An 18099-nucleotide genomic window follows, 5' to 3' on the forward strand; every position below is an offset into this window, starting at 1 on the left:
GGAATAAGTAATGAAAACTGCATTTTATCAAAAAACGCCAAAAAGAGACAAAATGCCTGTATATCCTCCTATTTTACTAGTCATATATACCTTATATAATTATACGAGCATGCGCCTTGCTTCGAATATTACAAATTATATGTATAAATGTACAATCAAATATAGGTCCTTCCACAGTGTTACTTTAAGTGGGAAGGACCTATTGTTCATCAATTCCCGATACGTTCCACTTCTGTCTCAAGTGTAACCTGATATTTTTCATAAATAGTTTGTTGAATATGTTGAATTAAATCAATAACGTTCTGTGCTGTTGCCTCTCCTTTATTTACAATAAAGTTAGCATGCATCTCCGATATCTGTGCATCACCTATTGAGAATCCTTTTAAACCTGATTCCTCAATAAGTTTTCCTGCATGCTGGGGAAGGGGATTTCGAAATACACTACCACAACAAGGATAATTCCATGGCTGAGTGTTCCTTCTATATTCCTTATTCGCCTGTAACTCTTGTTTTATGGTATCTTTATCTCCAGTAGTTAGCTTAAATATTGCTTCCACACAAACCCCCCCATCATTCTGAAGACGGGAAGTTCGATAGGAGAAGTCCATGTCATCTTTACTCAACCATTTCAACGTACCGTCAGGCATAAGCACATGGGCCTTTACAAGGATATTTGAAATATCTGAACCATGTGCCCCTGCGTTCATAAACACTGCTCCACCAACTGAACCTGGGATTCCACCAGCAAATTCCAGACCAGATAATCCCTTTTTACTCATTATAGTTGCTAATTTAATTAATGAGTAACCAGCTCCAACAGTAATTGTTTCTCCATCTTCCTCAAGGTGTGTTAGATTGTCTCCCATTTTTATGACGACACCTTCTAATCCTTTATCGGAAATAAGTAAATTAGAACCTTTACCTAAAACAAACCAAGGAACATCAGCATCTGCAATAGCACTCATACCTTTTTTTAATCCCTCAATTGAATCTGGCTCAAAGAAAATCTGTGCAGGTCCACCAATTTTCCAAGTTGTGTGGTTTTTTAACGGCTCATTTTCCGTTATTCTACCTACATTAAGGTCTTGTAGCTTCTTCTTTAAATCAATCATTTGTAACCTCCATCAAGTTTGTTTCAAATGCTTTACGATTAGATGATAGAGCTCATCACCTGCATCTTGCTTACCAATTTTCAAAGCTCCTTCTCGCATTTTCGTCCAAACACCTTCATTGCCTAATATATGATCTATCTCTGACATTAATTTTTCCGCTGACATTTCTTTTTCTAGTATTAGTTTAGCAGCCCCTACGTCTACTAAAGATCTTGCATTTTTTTCTTGATGGTTATTCGTAACATATGGGCTAGGGATTAAAATCGACGGAAGACCAAGGGCTGTAATTTCTGCTAAAGTTGTTGCCCCAGCCCTTGCTACAATAAGATCCACTTCTTTTAATACAAGTGGCATATCATGAATATAAGGAACACAGACTATATTTTCAACTTTCCCACTTTCACCAATTTCCTTTTGTATGTTCTCAAAATGCACTTCTCCAGTTACATAAAGACATTGATATTCCTTACTTGACCATTTATTTAACGTTTGTAGTACGGCATCGTTAATTGGTTTTGCACCTCTGCTACCACCAACAACTAACACCGTTTTCTTCTTGTCAGAAAGCCCGAGACAAGAGATTTTACTTTTCCCTTCTTTCTTTGAAGCTTGAACGACCTCTTGGGCCCTTGGATTACCAGTTAATACTACTTTTTCCTTAGGGAAGAACTTTGCTGAATCTTCGAATGAAATAGCTATATTGTCAACGTATTTACTTAAAAATTTATTGGTTAATCCTGGCACACTATTTTGTTCATGTACAATTGTTGGTATTCCTTTTTTCGCTGCAGCATAGACTACTGGTCCACAGACATAGCCACCTGTCCCAATAACAACATCTGGTTTAAACTCTTTTATATAGTTCGTTGCTTTCTTTACTCCACTTAAAAATCGATAAATGGTTTTTACATTTTCAAATGAAAGTTTTCTCCTAAAACCCGAAATATTGATGGTTTTAAAAGGAATTTGCTCATTAGGTACAATTTTGGACTCCAACCCATTCTCCGTACCTATATATAAAAACTCAGAATTTTCATCATGTTTTTTTATTGTTCTTATTAAAGCCAATGCTGGATAAATATGTCCTCCAGTACCGCCACCTGAAACTAAAACCTTCATAGTTTCCCTCCAACATGTAATTAGATTTTTAACAGTACACATCCTATATTATAGCTTAAAAAAGTTTGTCTTGAAGAGTGTCAGAAAAATATTTTCACTCCATTTCTGAACAATGAAAAAGCATTCACTCCCTATGGAAGCAAATGCCATTATACCATATTTAAAGGGTATTACATACATGTTTAAAGCAGTCTTTCTTTACCGCATATGTCTACTAATATTTAATAACACCCCAATAGCTGTCAGCATAAGCGTTAAAGAGGAACCTCCATAACTCAGAAGGGGTAATGTTATACCAGTTACAGGCATTAGTCCTATTACTACACTAATATTTATCATTACCTGAATTGCAAACATACCAATAATACCAGTGGCCATTAAAGTACCGTATAAATCTGGAGCATATAAGGCTATTCGGAGACCTCGCCATAATAAGATAGCGAAGCAGGTTATTACAAATGCCCCTCCAATGAATCCAAGTTCCTCAGATAAAATAGCGAATATAAAATCCGTTTGGGGCTCTGGTAAATAAAAGTATTTCTGCCTACTAGCTCCTAATCCAAGTCCTAAAAATCCACCAGGTCCAATGGCATATAGTGACTGGATTATTTGAAATCCATGCCCAAGTGGATCTTGCCAAGGGTCTAAAAAAGAAACGATTCTTTGTAGCCGATAAGGTGCGGAAATAATTAATCCTACAAAACCAAGTAAACCAACTACTCCCAGGAAAACAAAATGTTTGATTCTTGCCCCTGCAACAAAAATCATAACTACACTAGTTAATACCATTACCGCACCTGTTCCTAAATCAGGTTGTAGCATAATGAGTGCAAATGCAACCATAACTAGCCCTAGAGTTGGAAACAATCCATATTTAACCGTGGTAATGTGTTTCTGTTTTTCAGATAAATATTTCGCTAAAAATAAAATCATTGCAAGTTTCATAAATTCAGATGGCTGTATAGAAAACGCACCAACACCCAACCAACTTTGCGCTCCACCTCGAACAAGGCCTACACCTGGAATAAGTACAATTACTAAAAGGAAGAAACAGATGATTAAAGTAATCTTTGTCATACTTCTCCAAGTCCAGTAGTCCACATTCATCATAAAAAGCATGGCAATGACACCTAAAACTGCGAAAAACATTTGTCGCTTTAGGAAAAAGAATGTGTCGTCAAAATTATACTCAGCCCATACAGCACTTGCACTATAAACCATTACTAATCCTATTACTAATAGACAAATTGTAGCTGCTATTAGTAAGATATCTGGTGCAGATTTAGATTTTGGCAATAGAGAACACCTCAGTTTCATTTCATTTATCTCTATTACCTATGTTTATGTCCAATTTGGACAAACATGACTTTTTACTGGCCAATCTTTTTAACTGCATTTACAAAATGGTCTCCACGCTCTTCAAATGTCTTAAATTGGTCCCAAGAAGCACACGCAGGTGATAGTAGTATCACGTCTCCTTCTTTAGATTGCTCAAAGGCCATTGGTACAGCTTGATCTAAGGTTTTAGTAAGATGAATGTTTTCTATACCCGCCTTCTTTGCCGTTTCCCCTATTTTTTCAGCCGTTTCCCCATATGCAACCACTGATTTAACACCGTTAAAATAAGGTATAAGACCATCGAAGGATAAGCCACGGTCTAATCCACCAGCAATAAGCACAATTGGTTGCTCAAATGCCTTTAGTGCAGTAATAGTAGCTGGAACGTTAGTGGCTTTAGAATTATTGTAAAACTTTCTGCCATCATGAGTAGCAACATATTGCAGCCTGTGCTCAACACCACGAAAGCTTTTTAGAACTTCAATAACTCTCTCTCTTTTTGCACCGCTAAGAAGGGCTGCAGCCGCTGCCGCTAACCCGTTTGCTATGTTATGCTCACCTGGTAAGGACATCTCCTCCACATGTAATAAAGGCTCTCCAAACACCTCAAGCTGATTATTATGAATACAAGCTCCACCACTAACATATTTCGTTGTTGAGAAAGGGATTAATTTGGCCGAAGCTTGTCCCGAGGTTACAAGCTCAGAAACGTCCACATCGTCTGCATTATAAATTAAATAATCCTCTTGCGTCTGATTTTTAAAAATATTCCCTTTCGCATGTATGTAATTGATTAAATCACCATGATAATCTAAATGAGCTTCTACGATATTTAAGAGTAGTGCTACCTTTGGTCGAAAGGCTTGAATACCCATTAACTGAAAACTGGACAGCTCAGTTACCATCACATTTTCTTCAGTTACCTGTTGGGCAACCTCGCATGATACCTCTCCAATATTCCCTGCAACAAAGGGTTCCTTTTCTCCCCCTTTTAACATTTCGTATATATAAGTTGTCGTAGTAGTCTTACCATTCGAACCAGTAATGCCAATAATATCAGCTTCACTGATCTGGTAGGCTAATTCCACTTCAGTAATGACAGGAACATTCAATGATACTGCTTTTTCAACCAATGGATTGTCATAACGAATTCCTGGATTTTTCACCAATAGACTCAATTCTGTATGGATTAAGTCGAGAGGGTGGGATCCACAAACAACCTCCGCACCTAAAGAAGATAATTTCTGTGCTTCCTCGTTTTCTTCAAAGGGCTTTTGATCATTTACAGTTACGATCGCCCCCTGTTTTATGAGTAATTCTGCTGCTGCAGACCCACTTTTCGCTAATCCTAATACAAGTACATGTTTTCCTTCATAAGCATTTGTTCTTCTCATTTACATCCACACCTCTAAATAGACTCCAATAGTGGCTAACAGTAACCCTACCAGCCAGAACGTAACAACGACACGCCATTCGCTCCACCCAGATAATTCATAATGATGATGAAGAGGGCTCATTTTAAATACTCGCTTACCTGTCGTCTTAAAAGAAATGACTTGAATAATAACAGAAAGTGTTTCAATAACAAATACACCACCAATGATGATGAGGACTAATTCCATTTTAGTTAATATGGCTATCATAGCTAGTGCCCCACCAAGAGCCAATGACCCCGTATCACCCATGAAGACTTTTGCTGGGTGGGAGTTGAAAACAAGGAATCCTAATACAGCACCTACAACAGCTACTGAAAATAGGGAAACATTATATAAAGAAAGATCGTACGCAATGATAGCAAAAGCTCCAAAGGCAATAGCTGATGAACCAGCTACTAGACCATCTAGTCCGTCAGTTAAGTTCACTGCATTGGATGTACCTACTAGCATAAAAATAATAAGTGGAAAGTATAACCAACCTATATCAAGTGATAGTGTCGTGCCTGGAATGGTAATTGCAGTAGATAATCCTGTTTGAAGTAAGACGATATAAACAATTGCAGAAATGACTACCTGACCTAAAAACTTCTGTTTCGATGTAAGTCCTAGGTTGCGCTTTTTAACTACTTTTATGAAATCATCTAAAAAGCCTAACAATCCAAATCCAACAGTTACAAATACTAATAACCAAATTTCAACATTAACAGAATGGAACTGACTGCTCATGATAAATGTAGATACAATAATTGCCAGTAAAATCATCAGTCCACCCATCGTAGGAGTACCACTCTTTTTCTGATGTGATTGCGGTCCTTCTACCCTGATACTTTGGCCAAACTTCAGCCTTCTTAAGAATGGGATAAAAATTGGTGACATAAGTACACATATTAAGAATGATAAAATTAAAGTAAACAACAAGCCCTGTTCCAGCATATAGGGAACTCCTTTCTAACATACAGCTCAACGAATTGAGTAAAATCCAGTACTATAAATTGTATATATTTTTTATTGTATTTCAATTTCGTTACATAATAGCTTTATACATTTTATCGTATTACATGCTATTTCATGCATCAATAAACTAAAAAGAGAGAATTACATCCGGTTCGGAAAGGGAATGGACTGAAGCGAACACCATCACACCGAAATTTTTTCAAATACTTTGTTCATATCATCGGGTAATAAACCAAGATGAACCGCAACTGCAATTGCAAACACTACATTTTTCACCGCATCTTTATCTATACTTATTTGAAAAGGTATCCGTATACCTTCCACTTGAAAATGAGTGGTTTCCTCTTGTACTGCCACTTCCTGAATCTTAAAAAGACAGCCCTCATCGTATCCACACGTAATGACATCCGATTGCCATTCACTTTGAAAAGAAGTTGCGTCCCCATCTATAACCAAAACATCACTTGCTTTCATCCCTGCTTCTATTTTCGAATAAGCTTCTTTATATATGTCCATAGACAAGTTTTCAAAATGATTGTCTTCCGTACGAACGTTCGTAATAACAGAATAGTTTGGACTGACTAGCTTACTTTTCAGTTCAATATCATCAATATTTGTGTCTATTGTAAAATCACAAACATACATATCTGTTTTTTTGTCCATTTTTAAAATAGAGGTTAGAAGATCTATTTCGTCACCTTGTCCCACATTATAGTGGACATTAAATTGCATGTTTAAAATATTGATTATCGCTTCTTTTGTAATCTCTCTACCTTGTGAACCAGTAACGGCAATAACTGTTGGATCTACATCATGGAGGTGTAAAATAGCCATTTTTCTTATTAGACCCTTTACATTTTCAGCAGTAAATGTAACAAGCTGCTCTGGCATTTGCTCTGGTAAAGATATGGAATCCTCCACAAGAATTGCACTCACCTCTCGTTCAATTGCAATCTTGATGAGCATCTTAGTATCTATATCTTTGTGAAAAATGGGAACAAACAACTCTCCTCCATGAAGATTATTCATATCTGTACTTAAACCAGTGATCTGAAAATTTTCATGTATGTTACCATTTATTTTCTTACATTCGGATTTTAATAATTCAAGAATTACTCCTTCTCCTGCTCCCATTTACGACACTCCTCTACTGCATCCTTGGCTACAAGCCTGTCATCGAAATGATGATTAACTGTGCCTATAGTTTGATATGTTTCATGTCCTTTTCCAGCAATTAATATGATTTCGTCACGCTCTGCCCTTCGAACCGCTTCAAAGATTGCATCACGTCTACTTTCAATTACTGTGTAATTACTACCTTCCATGCCCTCTTCCATTTGCTTCAATATCTCGATAGGGTCTTCTGTACGTGGGTTATCAGAGGTTAAATAAACATAGTCAGATAGTTTTTCAGCAATGTTTGCCATAATTGGTCTTTTTGTTTTATCGCGATCACCACCACAACCAACCACTACAGATATTTTCCCCTTTGCAAATTCCTTAATCGTATTTAGCACATTTTCAAGACTATCTGGTGTATGAGCGTAGTCAACAATGATGTGAAATGGTTGATTAATTTCAACGCGTTCAAAACGGCCAGAAACGCCTTCAAGTGTCTCTAAACTTTTAGCTATACTTTCTAGTGGTACGTCAGATGCATAACATGCTGCAGCTGCCGCTAAAGCATTATATACAGAAAATGTACCAGTTAATTTCATTGTAACTGGAACAGACTGGTTACCCATCGTCATTGTGAAACTAGTTCCTTGTTCATTTATTGAAACATGTTCAGCTCTAATATCAGCATTCTTTTTAATACCGAAAGTAATAATTGGTGCCGCCGTCATGATTTCAATTTCGTTAAAATATGGATCATCTATGTTTATAACAGCTACTGGTTGCTTACCTTCCCCATACCCATTACCAAGTTGGGCAAACAGCAAGCCTTTTGCATGGGCATAACGTTCCATTGTCCCATGATAATCTAAATGGTCTTGTGATAAATTAGTGAACACAGCCACGTCAAAATCAGTCCCGTGCACTCTTCCCATTTCTAGTGCATGAGATGATACCTCCATCGCAACTGTGTCAACTCCGCTTTTCGCCATCTCTGAAAAACCTTTTTGTAGAACGAGGGATTCAGGGGTAGTATTTTGCACGGGAATTTCTTTACCATCGTATTTCATATACATCGTACCAATTATCCCAGGTTTCCTATTATTATCTAGTAATATTTTTTCGATTAAGTGTGTTGTAGTTGTTTTTCCATTGGTACCAGTTACACCTATTAACTGAAGCTTATTTGTTGGATAGTCATAGAAACATGCAGATATCAATGCCATCGCTCGCTTAGAACTACGAACGATGATAACTGGTATATTAATATATTTCAATTCTCTTTCGGCTATAATTGCTGCTGCTCCACTGTTTGCTGCCTGATCAGCAAAATCATGCCCATCCACTGTAAAACCAGAAATACAAAAGAATAAACTTCCTTCTGACACTTCCCTAGAGTCCATATGTAAATCTTTTATTAGGGGATTCTCATTCGATTCATTTTTATAAGACGGTAAACAACTTATTAGTGATTGAAGTCGTTTCAATTAAATCAACCCTCTTTCTATTAGAAAAGCGTTTACGCCCGTTGAAACGGGCGACGCTAAAACTAGTCCCTTGATGATAATACTATTTGTAAGCCATCATGTCCATAATCCATTTTACTGTTCATCGTCTTCTTTGTCACCCATATGCACACGGATTTTAGAACCTGTCTTTACTTTCACACCTGGATCTGGAGACTGCAGTACCACTTCTTTCCCACTACCGGACACATCTAGCTCAAGCTCATAATACGCCTCATTAATTTCCCTCATTGTAAGCCCAATTAAATCTGGGGTTTCAATCAAAGGTGTATCGTTCCAGGAAAGTTCTTTTTCTACTTGTTCTGATCGCTTCTCTACTCCAAGGGAATGAAGGCTATCTTCCATAATATTTCCTACTATAGGTGCAGCTACAACCCCACCAAACTGAACTGTATCCTTTGGATTATCAATCGCAACATATACTACTATCTCAGGATCATCGGCAGGTGCAAAGCCAATAAAGGAAACAATATGATTATTTTCCAAGTATCGTCCATCCTTTGCTTTTTGAGCAGTACCCGTTTTCCCACCAACACGGTATCCATCTACAAATGCTCCACCACCAGACCCTTTGGCTACGACATGCTCTAGTGCTCTACGAATTTCCCTAGAAGTTTCTTCAGAAATAATTTGTCGCTTCATTATTGGATCTTGTCTTGAAACTACTTCCTCCGTTTGTGGATCTACCCATTCTTTTGCTAAAAATGGTTGATATAAATATCCACCATTTATCGCTGCTGATACTGCTACTACCTGTTGAATCGGTGTAACAGAAACCCCTTGACCAAACGAAGTAGTAGCTAACTCCAACGCTTCAACAGCATCTAAATCAAATAAAATCCCTGTTCCTTCTCCTTGCAAATCAATACCTGTCTTTTTACCAAAGCCAAAATCATGTATATAGTCAAACAAAGTTTCTTTGCCTAATTCCTGTCCTAATGCAACGAAGCCTGGGTTACATGAATTCTGAACTACTTCTAAGTATGTTTGGGAGCCATGTCCCCCTTTTTTCCAACATTTAATATTGCGTCCTGCAACCTCAATATAGCCTGGATCATGAAATTCATCTTCATCTAAATCAACGATTCCTTCTTCAAGTGATGCAGCAAGGGTGATGATTTTAAAAGTGGAACCAGGCTCATATTGACTCCATACTGGTTTATTTTGATTATAAATTTCTGGTGGGACTTCCCTAAAATTCTCTGGGTCGTAATCAGGTCTAGATGACATCCCAAGTACCTCACCAGTATTAGGATCCATTGCAATAGCAATCGCACCATCAGGGTTATATTTTGCTTCTGCGTTGTCTAATTCCCTCTCAATAATCGTTTGTATTTCTGAATTAATCGTCAATTTTAAGTGTTGGCCATTAACAGGAGCAGTATACTCATCTGCCAAATTGGGCATTCTTCTACCCTTTGCATCGGAATAAAATGATACGTGCCCACTCTGACCAGACAACTTTTCATCATAATATAACTCTAATCCTGTTAATCCTTGGTTATCAATGCCTGCAAAACCCAGTACATGTGATAAGTATTTCCCTTTAGGATAGTGTCTTTTATTATCTTCAGCTATATATACCCCATCTAATTTTAAGTCCCTAACCTCATGAGCTAATTCATTTGTGATTTTTCTTCCTTCAGGATTTATTCTCACTATTGATTCATTTTTCGTTACATATTCATAGGCTTTTTGTCTATCCATTGAAAGAACATTTGCAAGTTGATCGGCTACTGTAGCAGGATCACTTACTTGTCTAGGTACAACTAAAACGGAAGGGGCACTAATATTCGTAGCTAACGGAACTCCATTCCTATCTAGAATTTCACCACGTTTTGCTTCAAACGGAATATTCCTACTCCATAAATCTTCAGCCCTCTCTGAAATTTCATCGCCCATGACGATCTGAACAAAACCTAATCGCACGATCATAACTATAAACACAACCATCCCAACACTTAATGCAAAAATAAGTCGTTTTCTCACTGTTACATTCGATACTCGCTTCATCATGAACCTCCCATGTTTAAACACTTTGGCTTGGTTCAGTCATATGAAAAAAATGGACAGGTTAGAACCTGTCCATTAGATTTTATACATAGCTAGTCTATAAAAAAATCTTCATCGTCATTCAATTCACTTGATTCTGCGTCTTCAATGACCTCTTCTTCTAGAACCTCTCCTGGAGGCAGTAAAGTTACACGAACAACGTCTACTTTGGAGATATCAGTAGCTGGACTCGGCATTTGATCTCTACCAAATCCATTCCCATGAATGTCAATATCCACACCTGTTAATTCTTGAAAACCATATATTTGTCTTAGTGACCAATCTGTAAAATCAGGCATGTACAATTCTTCCCCATCTGTCATCAATAGGACTTTTTCCCCTGGATATACACCGATTCCACTTGATGGGTATTGATCTGTCACTTTTTTCCCGTTACCAAGAACAACTACTTCCAAGCCTTCTGATACAAGGTGTGACTGAACATCTGTCACCATTGCTTCAGAATAGTCTTCAATCTCAAAATCTCTCCGTTCTCTCTCTCCGTTTTCATCTGTAGGTGCAATATTCAAATATTGTAGACTTTGCTTCATCACTGACTTAAATATCATTGAAACGGGAATTGACCCTGCCTCATCATCAGCTAGTTTAGGTCGATCAATTGCCACGTATACAATTACTTCAGGATCCTCAGCAGGTGCCATCCCTATAAAAGAATAGATAAAATTTCCGTGTCCAGACATATATCTTCCATCAGGGCCAACTATTTCTGCCGTACCAGTTTTTCCAGCAACATCAAAGCCATCTATTGCGAAACCTCGTCCAGTACCAACCTCTGAGGAAACAACTGTCTCCATTAGATTTAGTACTTCTTTAGCAGTAGACTCTGAGATTGGCTCATTTACTACTTGTGGTTTGTTTTCTAGAACTATTTCATTTTCGTCATCATTAACAATTCGATCGATAATATATGGTTGCATCATTTTTCCACCATTAGCAATAGCGGTTGAAGCTTGCACCAATTGAATAGGTGTAACTGCGGTACCTTGTCCAAATGAAGTTGCAGCAATATCACTACGGCTCCCCCTTGCGATCATACTGTTCACTTCATTTGGTAGATCTATCCCTGTTGGCTCATCGAATCCGAAAGATTGAATATAATCATAAAAAGTATCGCCACCTAATCGCTCCAGTGCCAATATGGTAAATGCAACGTTAGATGAACGCTGAAAACCTTCATCAAACGTTATCTGTCCCCACCCAGCACGATTGTGGTCACGAATTGTATGGGGACCAACTTGAATTGACCCTGACTGAAAATATTCTTGGCCATTATAGACACCTTCTTCTATAGCGGCAGCTAAACTAAAAATCTTCATCGTTGAACCTGGCTCAAATCTAGATTGAACATTAAAATTCGAATAATTCTCTATCGATTCATATTGATTAGGGTTGAAAGTTGGACGATTCGCCATTCCAAGAATTTCACCAGTCTTGGCATTAGCAACTATGGCCATCATCCGTTCTGGATCATATTCTTCTTCCACCTGATTCATTGTTTGCTCAATTGTCATTTGTATCCTTGTATCTAATGTTAAAAATACACTATCTCCATTCTTAGGTGGTTCAATTACTTCGTTTGCATTCGTCAACCGACGATTCCGTCCATCCTTTTGATAGGAGATTCTACCATTCTCTTCTTGAAGATATTCATTTAAACTACTTTCTAGACCCATTCTAGCAGTAGACATGTCACGTTCTGTATAACCAATAATGTGAGAGGCAAAAGTTTGTTTTGGATAAAAACGCCTCGGGTCCTCTCTCATTTGTATTCCAGGTAATTCTAGCGCCATAACTTCTTCTTTTTTTTCAAAACTAAGAAATTTCGCCCTTGGTCCCATTTCCACTTGAACTCTTCCAGCTTCAATCCCATTCACTAAAAAACCTTCGATTGTAGCTACATCTATATCTAATACAGCACTCAATTCTTTCGCAGTGTTAATAGGGTCCTCCACATAGTCACTAAACCGATCATCCAAAATTGCAACTAATGTATAGGATGGAATTTCTTCTGCAAGTGCGTCACCATTTCTATCAAAGATGGTCCCCCTTTTACCTTCAAGTGTGTATGACTGGGACCATCTTCGCTCCAGTAGATTCTGAAGATCATGACCTTGTACCTCTTTTGCTGCTTGTATGTAAACAAATCGCGAAAATGCAATTGTCATTCCAAGGAGGAAGACTACTAAGATAAACATTGCTCTTGTTGTGACTTTACTTTTCTTCCCCATCTAAAATATCCCCCTTAGGCAAATCAATCATTAGAATGAGTATATCTCACATTTTCCTCTCTCAAAACCATTCCCATATCCTTCGCCTTGTCTAAAATACGTTCAGGGTCTGATAACTCCATTACCTGTAAACCTAGACCTTCATTAACACTTTGCTGTTCTTGAATTTGTAATTCAGCCTGTTGTATTTGATGGTTAGCCATATAAATAGACGCGTAATTTGACAATACTAGGTAAAAGACAAATACAATACCAATGAGAGCAGTTAAATAGAAAAGCTTCTCCCCTTTAGTGATACGTGATTTATAGACACTTTGCTTGACTACCCTTTTTTCCTTATGGTTTTGTTGGTGATTCGGTTGAAGAATCTGTTTTTCTACTAATGGACTCATTGTGTATTCCTCCTTTTATTTTTTCTCAGCGATACGGAGTTTTGCCGATTGCGCTCTTGAATTACTCTCTAATTCTTCCTCGCTAGCAAGGATTGGTTTACGATTTACTAGTGAAAGTTCCCCTTCGAATCCTTCTGGAATAATAGGCAAACCCTTGGGTAACTCTTGTGGTGTACTACGACGCTTAAAAACTTGTTTACAAATACGGTCCTCTAGGGAATGAAATGTAATGACAGCAATTCTTCCTGTAGATGCCGTCATATCAATTGCATCATTAAGTGCCTCCTCAAAAACTTGTAGCTCGTTATTCACAGCAATCCTAAAAGCTTGGAAGGTCCTTTTTGCTGGGTGACCACCTTTTCTCCTTGCTGGAGCAGGAATAGCGTCCTTTATAATTTCTACAAGCTCAAAGGTTGTTTCTACTGGTTTTTTTTCCCTAGCTTTCTCAATTTTTCTAGCAATTTGTTTTGCAAAACGTTCCTCACCATATCTGGCAATTATTTTAACTATTTCTTCAAATTGCCAATGATTAATCACCTCAAAAGCAGTTAACGACTGGCTTCGGTCCATCCTCATGTCCAATGGTGCATCAAAACGGTAACTGAATCCCCGTTCCGGCTCATCAAACTGTGGCGATGAAACACCTAAGTCAAACACGAACCCATTTACTTCACTAATACCAATATTTCGGAGTTCCTGTTTTAAATGCTGAAAATTGCTGTGTACAAATGTTACTTTTCCTGAAAAACCTTTTAGGCGGTTCTTCGCATGCTCTAATGCTATTTCATCCTGATCAAAAGCAATTAATCTTCCCTTTTCGCTTAATTGTCGGAGAATTTGTTCACTGTGACCTCCACCACCAAGAGTACAGTCTACATATATACCGTCCTCTTTAATGTTTAGGCCATTTACTGTTTCGTTTTTTAATACCGTTTCATGTTCAAACTGCTTTTCCAAAGAATGAGACCTCCTCTACGCTGCTCATGTGCTTATAGTTCAAAGTCTACGATACCCTCCGCAATTTCAGCAAAAGACTCTTCAGACTCTGCAAAATATTCCTCCCAAATACTTTTACTCCAAATTTCAACCCGGTTAGAAACACCGATTACAACGCACTCCTTCTCAAGGATGGCATAGGATCGTAGCGTCTGGGCTATATTAACCCTTCCTTGTTTATCTAGTTCACACTCTGTAGCACCTGAGAAGAAAAACCGAGTAAACGCACGGGCATCTTTTTTTGTAAATGGAAGTGTTTTAAGCTTTTGTTCTAATTGTCTCCATTCTTCTTCAGGATAAACAAATAAACATTTGTCCATCCCTCTAGTGACGACGAAGTTTGGGCCTAATTCTTCACGGAATTTAGCTGGGATGATCATCCTGCCTTTTTCATCAATTGTATGATGATATTCTCCCATGAACATAGACTCCACCCTCTCCTCCACTTTATAACACTAATTTACCACATCCCCCCACTTTTCACCACTTTTGTTTTAATTTTTTTTAATATTCTTTCGTACTATTTTTCTCATGTAACCAAGTAACTCGTAACAATCCTTTATATATCAGCGTTTTCCAATCTTTTTTAAGATAAATCCCTAAGTGGAGTAAGTGGGGGAAGGGTGGGGGGAAGGCATAAAAAATGAGACTGCCCATTTGGGACAGCCTCTTATACTAAAAAAATTTTTACCTATTTTAAAGATAAACATACAAATGCTTTCCAATTAAATCTTTACTATTATCACCACTGCTCAACTCTCGCAAAACTCTTATATAGAGATCTGACCCATATGCATTCAAGAAAGGGAATACATTTAAGACACGCTCCTGCCAATTCCCATTCGGCAGCAGTTCTGCCTCAATTTCTTCAAATCTACGGATACCATCAGAAAGTTTTGCCAGTGATAATTTCTCCACTTTCTTTTCATATTGTAAAAACTGATTTCTAATCAAATCACCTTGTCGTTGATGTACTTTTTGCGCATCTTGTCCAAGGTTCTGCATAGATTCTGAAAGTTGAGAAATAACTTCTTCCATTTCCTTATAAGCTTTTTTAAAGCTCTTTTGTACAGACAAGTCTTTATTATCTTTTACCCACTGACGTTTTAACGATACCAATTCACCTAACATCGCTTCATCTGGGGGTAAATTTACCCACTTAAGATTCTTTTCTACCTTTCTTGAGATAAAAGACAAATGAAGTCTTGGTAGAACAGGTGGCATGTTCATATTAAAAATATGGAACGAATTTTTGAGTGTCCCCCAATACTTCAGTTCACCTGGTCCTGCTACAAAACCAATAACAGGTAGTAACATATCTTGCATGATTGGACGAGTCACTACATTATTACTTAATAGTAGCGGGTTATCACTAAGAGAATCAAGAATTTCTTCCTTTGACCACTCTCTACCACTGTTTTTATCTTGGAATAATTGTCCACTCTTTTCTAAAAGGAATCTTTGCCCATTATCGTGTATAAACAAATGTGCATTCTCTTTTCTTATATCTATCGGTTCACCAAAACCTGCTTTTTTAAATTGATTGGCTCCATCATAAAAAGCAGTACGGAGATTATCATTTCCCTTAACAAGTTGAGTGAAATACGGCTTTTCTATCTGGCGTATCGCTGGATCTGCAGCGTCCATAAGAACGATACCAGAATCTTTAAATAAGCGATGTATAATTAATGCACACCATTCCACATATGTTAACTCTCTGTCTAAATCATTTATTAAAGATTCATATAGGCTTTGAGTATGCACCGTTTCCTGAAGATCCAGAAACGCCTCCTTAATTAAACCTTTTGCTTCTTCTCTTGGAATCTTTCTTTCTGAAGCTGGTTGCTTGAACTCATTTCTTTCACTAATTCGAATTCTTTTAATACCATCCCCATCATGAAAATATGTATGATTCACTTCATCAATATCATGATCTTCTCCAGCTAACCAAAAAATTGGGACAACTGGGGATTTAAGCTCATTTTCAAAATCCTTCGCGTAACTTAATATAGATAGGATTTTAGTCGGTGTATAAATAGGGCCAGTTAATATCCCTGCCTGTTGCCCTCCAACCATCACCGTCGATCGATCATTTAACAACCGATTTATTTGTGAAAATGTAGCATCAGAATTAGTGAATTTTTTGTTGTAGGCCGTTAAAGCTTCAACTAATTTAGTACGTTGAAATTCTCTACTAGCAAGCTCATTAGCTCGTCTTATATACTCATCTTTATGTATAGAATAATCATAAAACTCCATTACCGTACTATCATTCATTACGTATTTATTAAAAAAGGATTGTGGATCCTTTAAATCCTTTGCAGATAATTTCATAGGACCAACCTTTCACACCAGCTATAGATATTAAATACTCGTATTATTATAGCAAAGTTTCAAAGGCCTCACCAAAAAAATGCCTATCTTCCTCCTGCTGCTGATGCGTAAGTTACAATTACACCTAGGAAGATTAGAACGAAATACAAAAAAAAGAAAACAAAAAATTGAAAACGCCATACACCTTTCATAACCTTTTGAATATTAATATCTTCATACAACTTCCAGTGAACAAATGTAAAAATAATGCCGGATAAAAGGAAAAACAAAATAAATAACCATGTAAGACTTAAGTTCCATATTTGTAAGATGATAAAATATACCGCTATCATAAAAAGTAGTGTTGTACAATCAACTGCAAGTTTGATAGAAAATAGCTTGTTACGCGTTGATTTAACAGCAACCAAGTATACAAGATACAATCCTAGGAGAGGTACTGTGACTAACGTTGCTGCAATAAATACAAATACTTCACTCATGACATTTCCCCCTTTCTAATCCTAATATAGACTTATGGACGAAGCTTGTAAGGGGTAAACTGATCCCCTTATGCTCAGCAACCTTCAACACATAACCAGTAATTGCTTCCACTTCGGTCGGCAATCCCTTTTCCATATCCCTAAACATGGAAGATTTATTTTCACTCGTTTGCGATATAACCTTTTTTACAACTTCCCATTCCAAATCATCAAGCCCTAATACTTGAATACCTTCTTCAAACAAGCCTCTCACATTTTTATAAAAGTATGGATTATTCAACAATTCCCCGTTTTTAACTTGATAGATACAAGTTAATGGATTTACCACCAAATTGATCAAGAGCTTTCGTTTCAATATGTATTGAATATCATTCGTATAATGGATAGGAAAATGAGTGTGTACTTCGTCGATTAAATCAACAAGAGGAGGACAGTTATTTAACCATGGACCAATTACAATATCCCCGATACCTGTATGTTCAACCGTAACCTCATCTATTTTCAACGCTCCATGAGTGACGCTACCAGCATACAAAGAACTTTCAGTTAGATATTCCATTGCAGTTTCCATATGACCCATTCCATTTTGTAGCATGAGTATTGGTTGTTTCGTGCCATTCCATTGGAGAAAAAAGTCATGTAGATGCCATTGTTTTAAGGTAATGATGTACAAATCTGCATTTGGAGAAAGATTATTCTGAAAACTCGTTACTCTTACCTTATAGCTGCGTTCTATACCTTTTCTCTTAATAGTTACACCATGTTTATGAATAAGTGATGCCTGTTCCTCGGTCTTAGTAATAAGGTCCACTTCATGACCTAGCTCCGTTAAATAGCCAGAAGTAAGTAACCCTACTGCACCACCGCCAATAATCGTTATTTTCACAAGATCACCTCAAGACATTTCCTGTCATTACCTTATTTTAGCATAAAAAATGTCGAATAAAGTATTAATTGATGAAGAATTAATCGTTTTCTTTTTATTCTTTTTTAAAT

Annotated in this window: 15 protein-coding genes; all 15 read right to left on the bottom strand. The window is 37.3% G+C overall.

What is annotated here, in order from left to right; all coding sequences use genetic code 11:
• Positions 1 to 209: 209 nt before the first annotated feature.
• The gene (gene murB, locus BW724_RS13940) at positions 210 to 1112 is read right to left on the bottom strand and encodes a UDP-N-acetylmuramate dehydrogenase (protein WP_088075797.1); all 903 of its coding nucleotides are present in this window, start codon (positions 1110 to 1112) and stop codon (positions 210 to 212) included.
• A gap of 12 nt (positions 1113 to 1124) precedes the next feature.
• Positions 1125 to 2231: an undecaprenyldiphospho-muramoylpentapeptide beta-N-acetylglucosaminyltransferase gene (gene murG, locus BW724_RS13945; RefSeq protein ID WP_088075798.1), complete on the bottom strand. Its 1107-nt coding sequence runs from the start codon at positions 2229 to 2231 to the stop codon at positions 1125 to 1127.
• 198 nt (positions 2232 to 2429) lie between these two features.
• Entirely contained in the window at positions 2430 to 3548 is a 1119-nt protein-coding gene (gene spoVE / locus BW724_RS13950) for a stage V sporulation protein E (RefSeq protein WP_417891379.1), read from the bottom strand.
• Between the two features lie 53 nt (positions 3549 to 3601).
• Positions 3602 to 4963, bottom strand: coding sequence for a UDP-N-acetylmuramoyl-L-alanine--D-glutamate ligase (murD, locus tag BW724_RS13955; protein WP_088075800.1), 1362 nt, complete (start codon positions 4961 to 4963; stop codon positions 3602 to 3604).
• Positions 4964 to 5938 carry a phospho-N-acetylmuramoyl-pentapeptide-transferase gene (mraY, locus tag BW724_RS13960; protein ID WP_088075801.1) on the bottom strand — a complete coding sequence of 325 codons (975 nt, stop codon included), beginning with the start codon at positions 5936 to 5938 and terminating at the stop codon, positions 4964 to 4966. It lies immediately after the preceding gene.
• A 204-nt stretch (positions 5939 to 6142) separates the two neighbouring features.
• A complete protein-coding gene (locus BW724_RS13965; RefSeq protein WP_088075802.1) occupies positions 6143 to 7093 on the bottom strand; it encodes a Mur ligase family protein in 951 nt (316 codons plus the stop codon).
• Positions 7072 to 8562 carry a UDP-N-acetylmuramoyl-L-alanyl-D-glutamate--2,6-diaminopimelate ligase gene (locus BW724_RS13970; RefSeq protein WP_088075803.1) on the bottom strand — a complete coding sequence of 497 codons (1491 nt, stop codon included), beginning with the start codon at positions 8560 to 8562 and terminating at the stop codon, positions 7072 to 7074. The genes BW724_RS13965 and BW724_RS13970 overlap by 22 nt, the downstream gene beginning before the upstream one ends.
• Before the next feature lie 114 nt (positions 8563 to 8676).
• Positions 8677 to 10614 (bottom strand): stage V sporulation protein D, encoded by a 1938-nt coding sequence (locus tag BW724_RS13975; RefSeq protein WP_088075804.1) that lies wholly within the window; start codon positions 10612 to 10614, stop codon positions 8677 to 8679.
• 92 nt (positions 10615 to 10706) lie between these two features.
• Positions 10707 to 12902 carry a penicillin-binding protein gene (locus tag BW724_RS13980; RefSeq protein WP_088075805.1) on the bottom strand — a complete coding sequence of 732 codons (2196 nt, stop codon included), beginning with the start codon at positions 12900 to 12902 and terminating at the stop codon, positions 10707 to 10709.
• A gap of 23 nt (positions 12903 to 12925) precedes the next feature.
• Complete coding sequence (gene ftsL, locus BW724_RS13985; protein ID WP_088075806.1) at positions 12926 to 13294, bottom strand: cell division protein FtsL; 369 nt, start codon at positions 13292 to 13294, stop codon at positions 12926 to 12928.
• A gap of 15 nt (positions 13295 to 13309) precedes the next feature.
• Entirely contained in the window at positions 13310 to 14251 is a 942-nt protein-coding gene (gene rsmH, locus BW724_RS13990; protein WP_088075807.1) for a 16S rRNA (cytosine(1402)-N(4))-methyltransferase RsmH, read from the bottom strand.
• A 32-nt stretch (positions 14252 to 14283) separates the two neighbouring features.
• Positions 14284 to 14715 (bottom strand): division/cell wall cluster transcriptional repressor MraZ, encoded by a 432-nt coding sequence (gene mraZ, locus BW724_RS13995; protein ID WP_088075808.1) that lies wholly within the window; start codon positions 14713 to 14715, stop codon positions 14284 to 14286.
• Between the two features lie 271 nt (positions 14716 to 14986).
• Positions 14987 to 16624, bottom strand: a complete 1638-nt coding sequence (bshC, locus tag BW724_RS14000; protein ID WP_088075809.1) for a bacillithiol biosynthesis cysteine-adding enzyme BshC — start codon at positions 16622 to 16624, stop codon at positions 14987 to 14989.
• A gap of 83 nt (positions 16625 to 16707) precedes the next feature.
• Positions 16708 to 17103 (bottom strand): DUF3397 domain-containing protein, encoded by a 396-nt coding sequence (locus tag BW724_RS14005; protein WP_088075810.1) that lies wholly within the window; start codon positions 17101 to 17103, stop codon positions 16708 to 16710.
• Positions 17096 to 17989: a ketopantoate reductase family protein gene (locus BW724_RS14010; RefSeq protein WP_088075811.1), complete on the bottom strand. Its 894-nt coding sequence runs from the start codon at positions 17987 to 17989 to the stop codon at positions 17096 to 17098. The genes BW724_RS14005 and BW724_RS14010 overlap by 8 nt, the downstream gene beginning before the upstream one ends.
• Positions 17990 to 18099 lie beyond the last annotated feature (110 nt).

This window comes from Litchfieldia alkalitelluris (assembly GCF_002153425.1).
Lineage (GTDB): Bacteria > Bacillota > Bacilli > Bacillales > Salisediminibacteriaceae > Evansella > Evansella alkalicola.

Bases quoted from the DNA above. Each gene is read 5' to 3' on its own strand.
- ftsL (WP_088075806.1), bottom strand. From the start codon at position 13,294: ATGAGTCCATTAGTAGAAAAACAGATTCTTCAACCGAATCACCAACAA.
- spoVE (WP_417891379.1), bottom strand. From the start codon at position 3,548: ATGAAACTGAGGTGTTCTCTATTGCCAAAATCTAAATCTGCACCAGAT.
- mraZ (WP_088075808.1), bottom strand. From the start codon at position 14,715: ATGTTCATGGGAGAATATCATCATACAATTGATGAAAAAGGCAGGATG.
- mraY (WP_088075801.1), bottom strand. From the start codon at position 5,938: ATGCTGGAACAGGGCTTGTTGTTTACTTTAATTTTATCATTCTTAATA.
- murG (WP_088075798.1), bottom strand. From the start codon at position 2,231: ATGAAGGTTTTAGTTTCAGGTGGCGGTACTGGAGGACATATTTATCCA.
- BW724_RS14005 (WP_088075810.1), bottom strand. From the start codon at position 17,103: ATGAGTGAAGTATTTGTATTTATTGCAGCAACGTTAGTCACAGTACCT.
- BW724_RS13965 (WP_088075802.1), bottom strand. From the start codon at position 7,093: ATGGGAGCAGGAGAAGGAGTAATTCTTGAATTATTAAAATCCGAATGT.
- murB (WP_088075797.1), bottom strand. From the start codon at position 1,112: ATGATTGATTTAAAGAAGAAGCTACAAGACCTTAATGTAGGTAGAATA.
- BW724_RS13980 (WP_088075805.1), bottom strand. From the start codon at position 12,902: ATGGGGAAGAAAAGTAAAGTCACAACAAGAGCAATGTTTATCTTAGTA.
- bshC (WP_088075809.1), bottom strand. From the start codon at position 16,624: ATGAAATTATCTGCAAAGGATTTAAAGGATCCACAATCCTTTTTTAAT.
- BW724_RS13975 (WP_088075804.1), bottom strand. From the start codon at position 10,614: ATGAAGCGAGTATCGAATGTAACAGTGAGAAAACGACTTATTTTTGCA.
- murD (WP_088075800.1), bottom strand. From the start codon at position 4,963: ATGAGAAGAACAAATGCTTATGAAGGAAAACATGTACTTGTATTAGGA.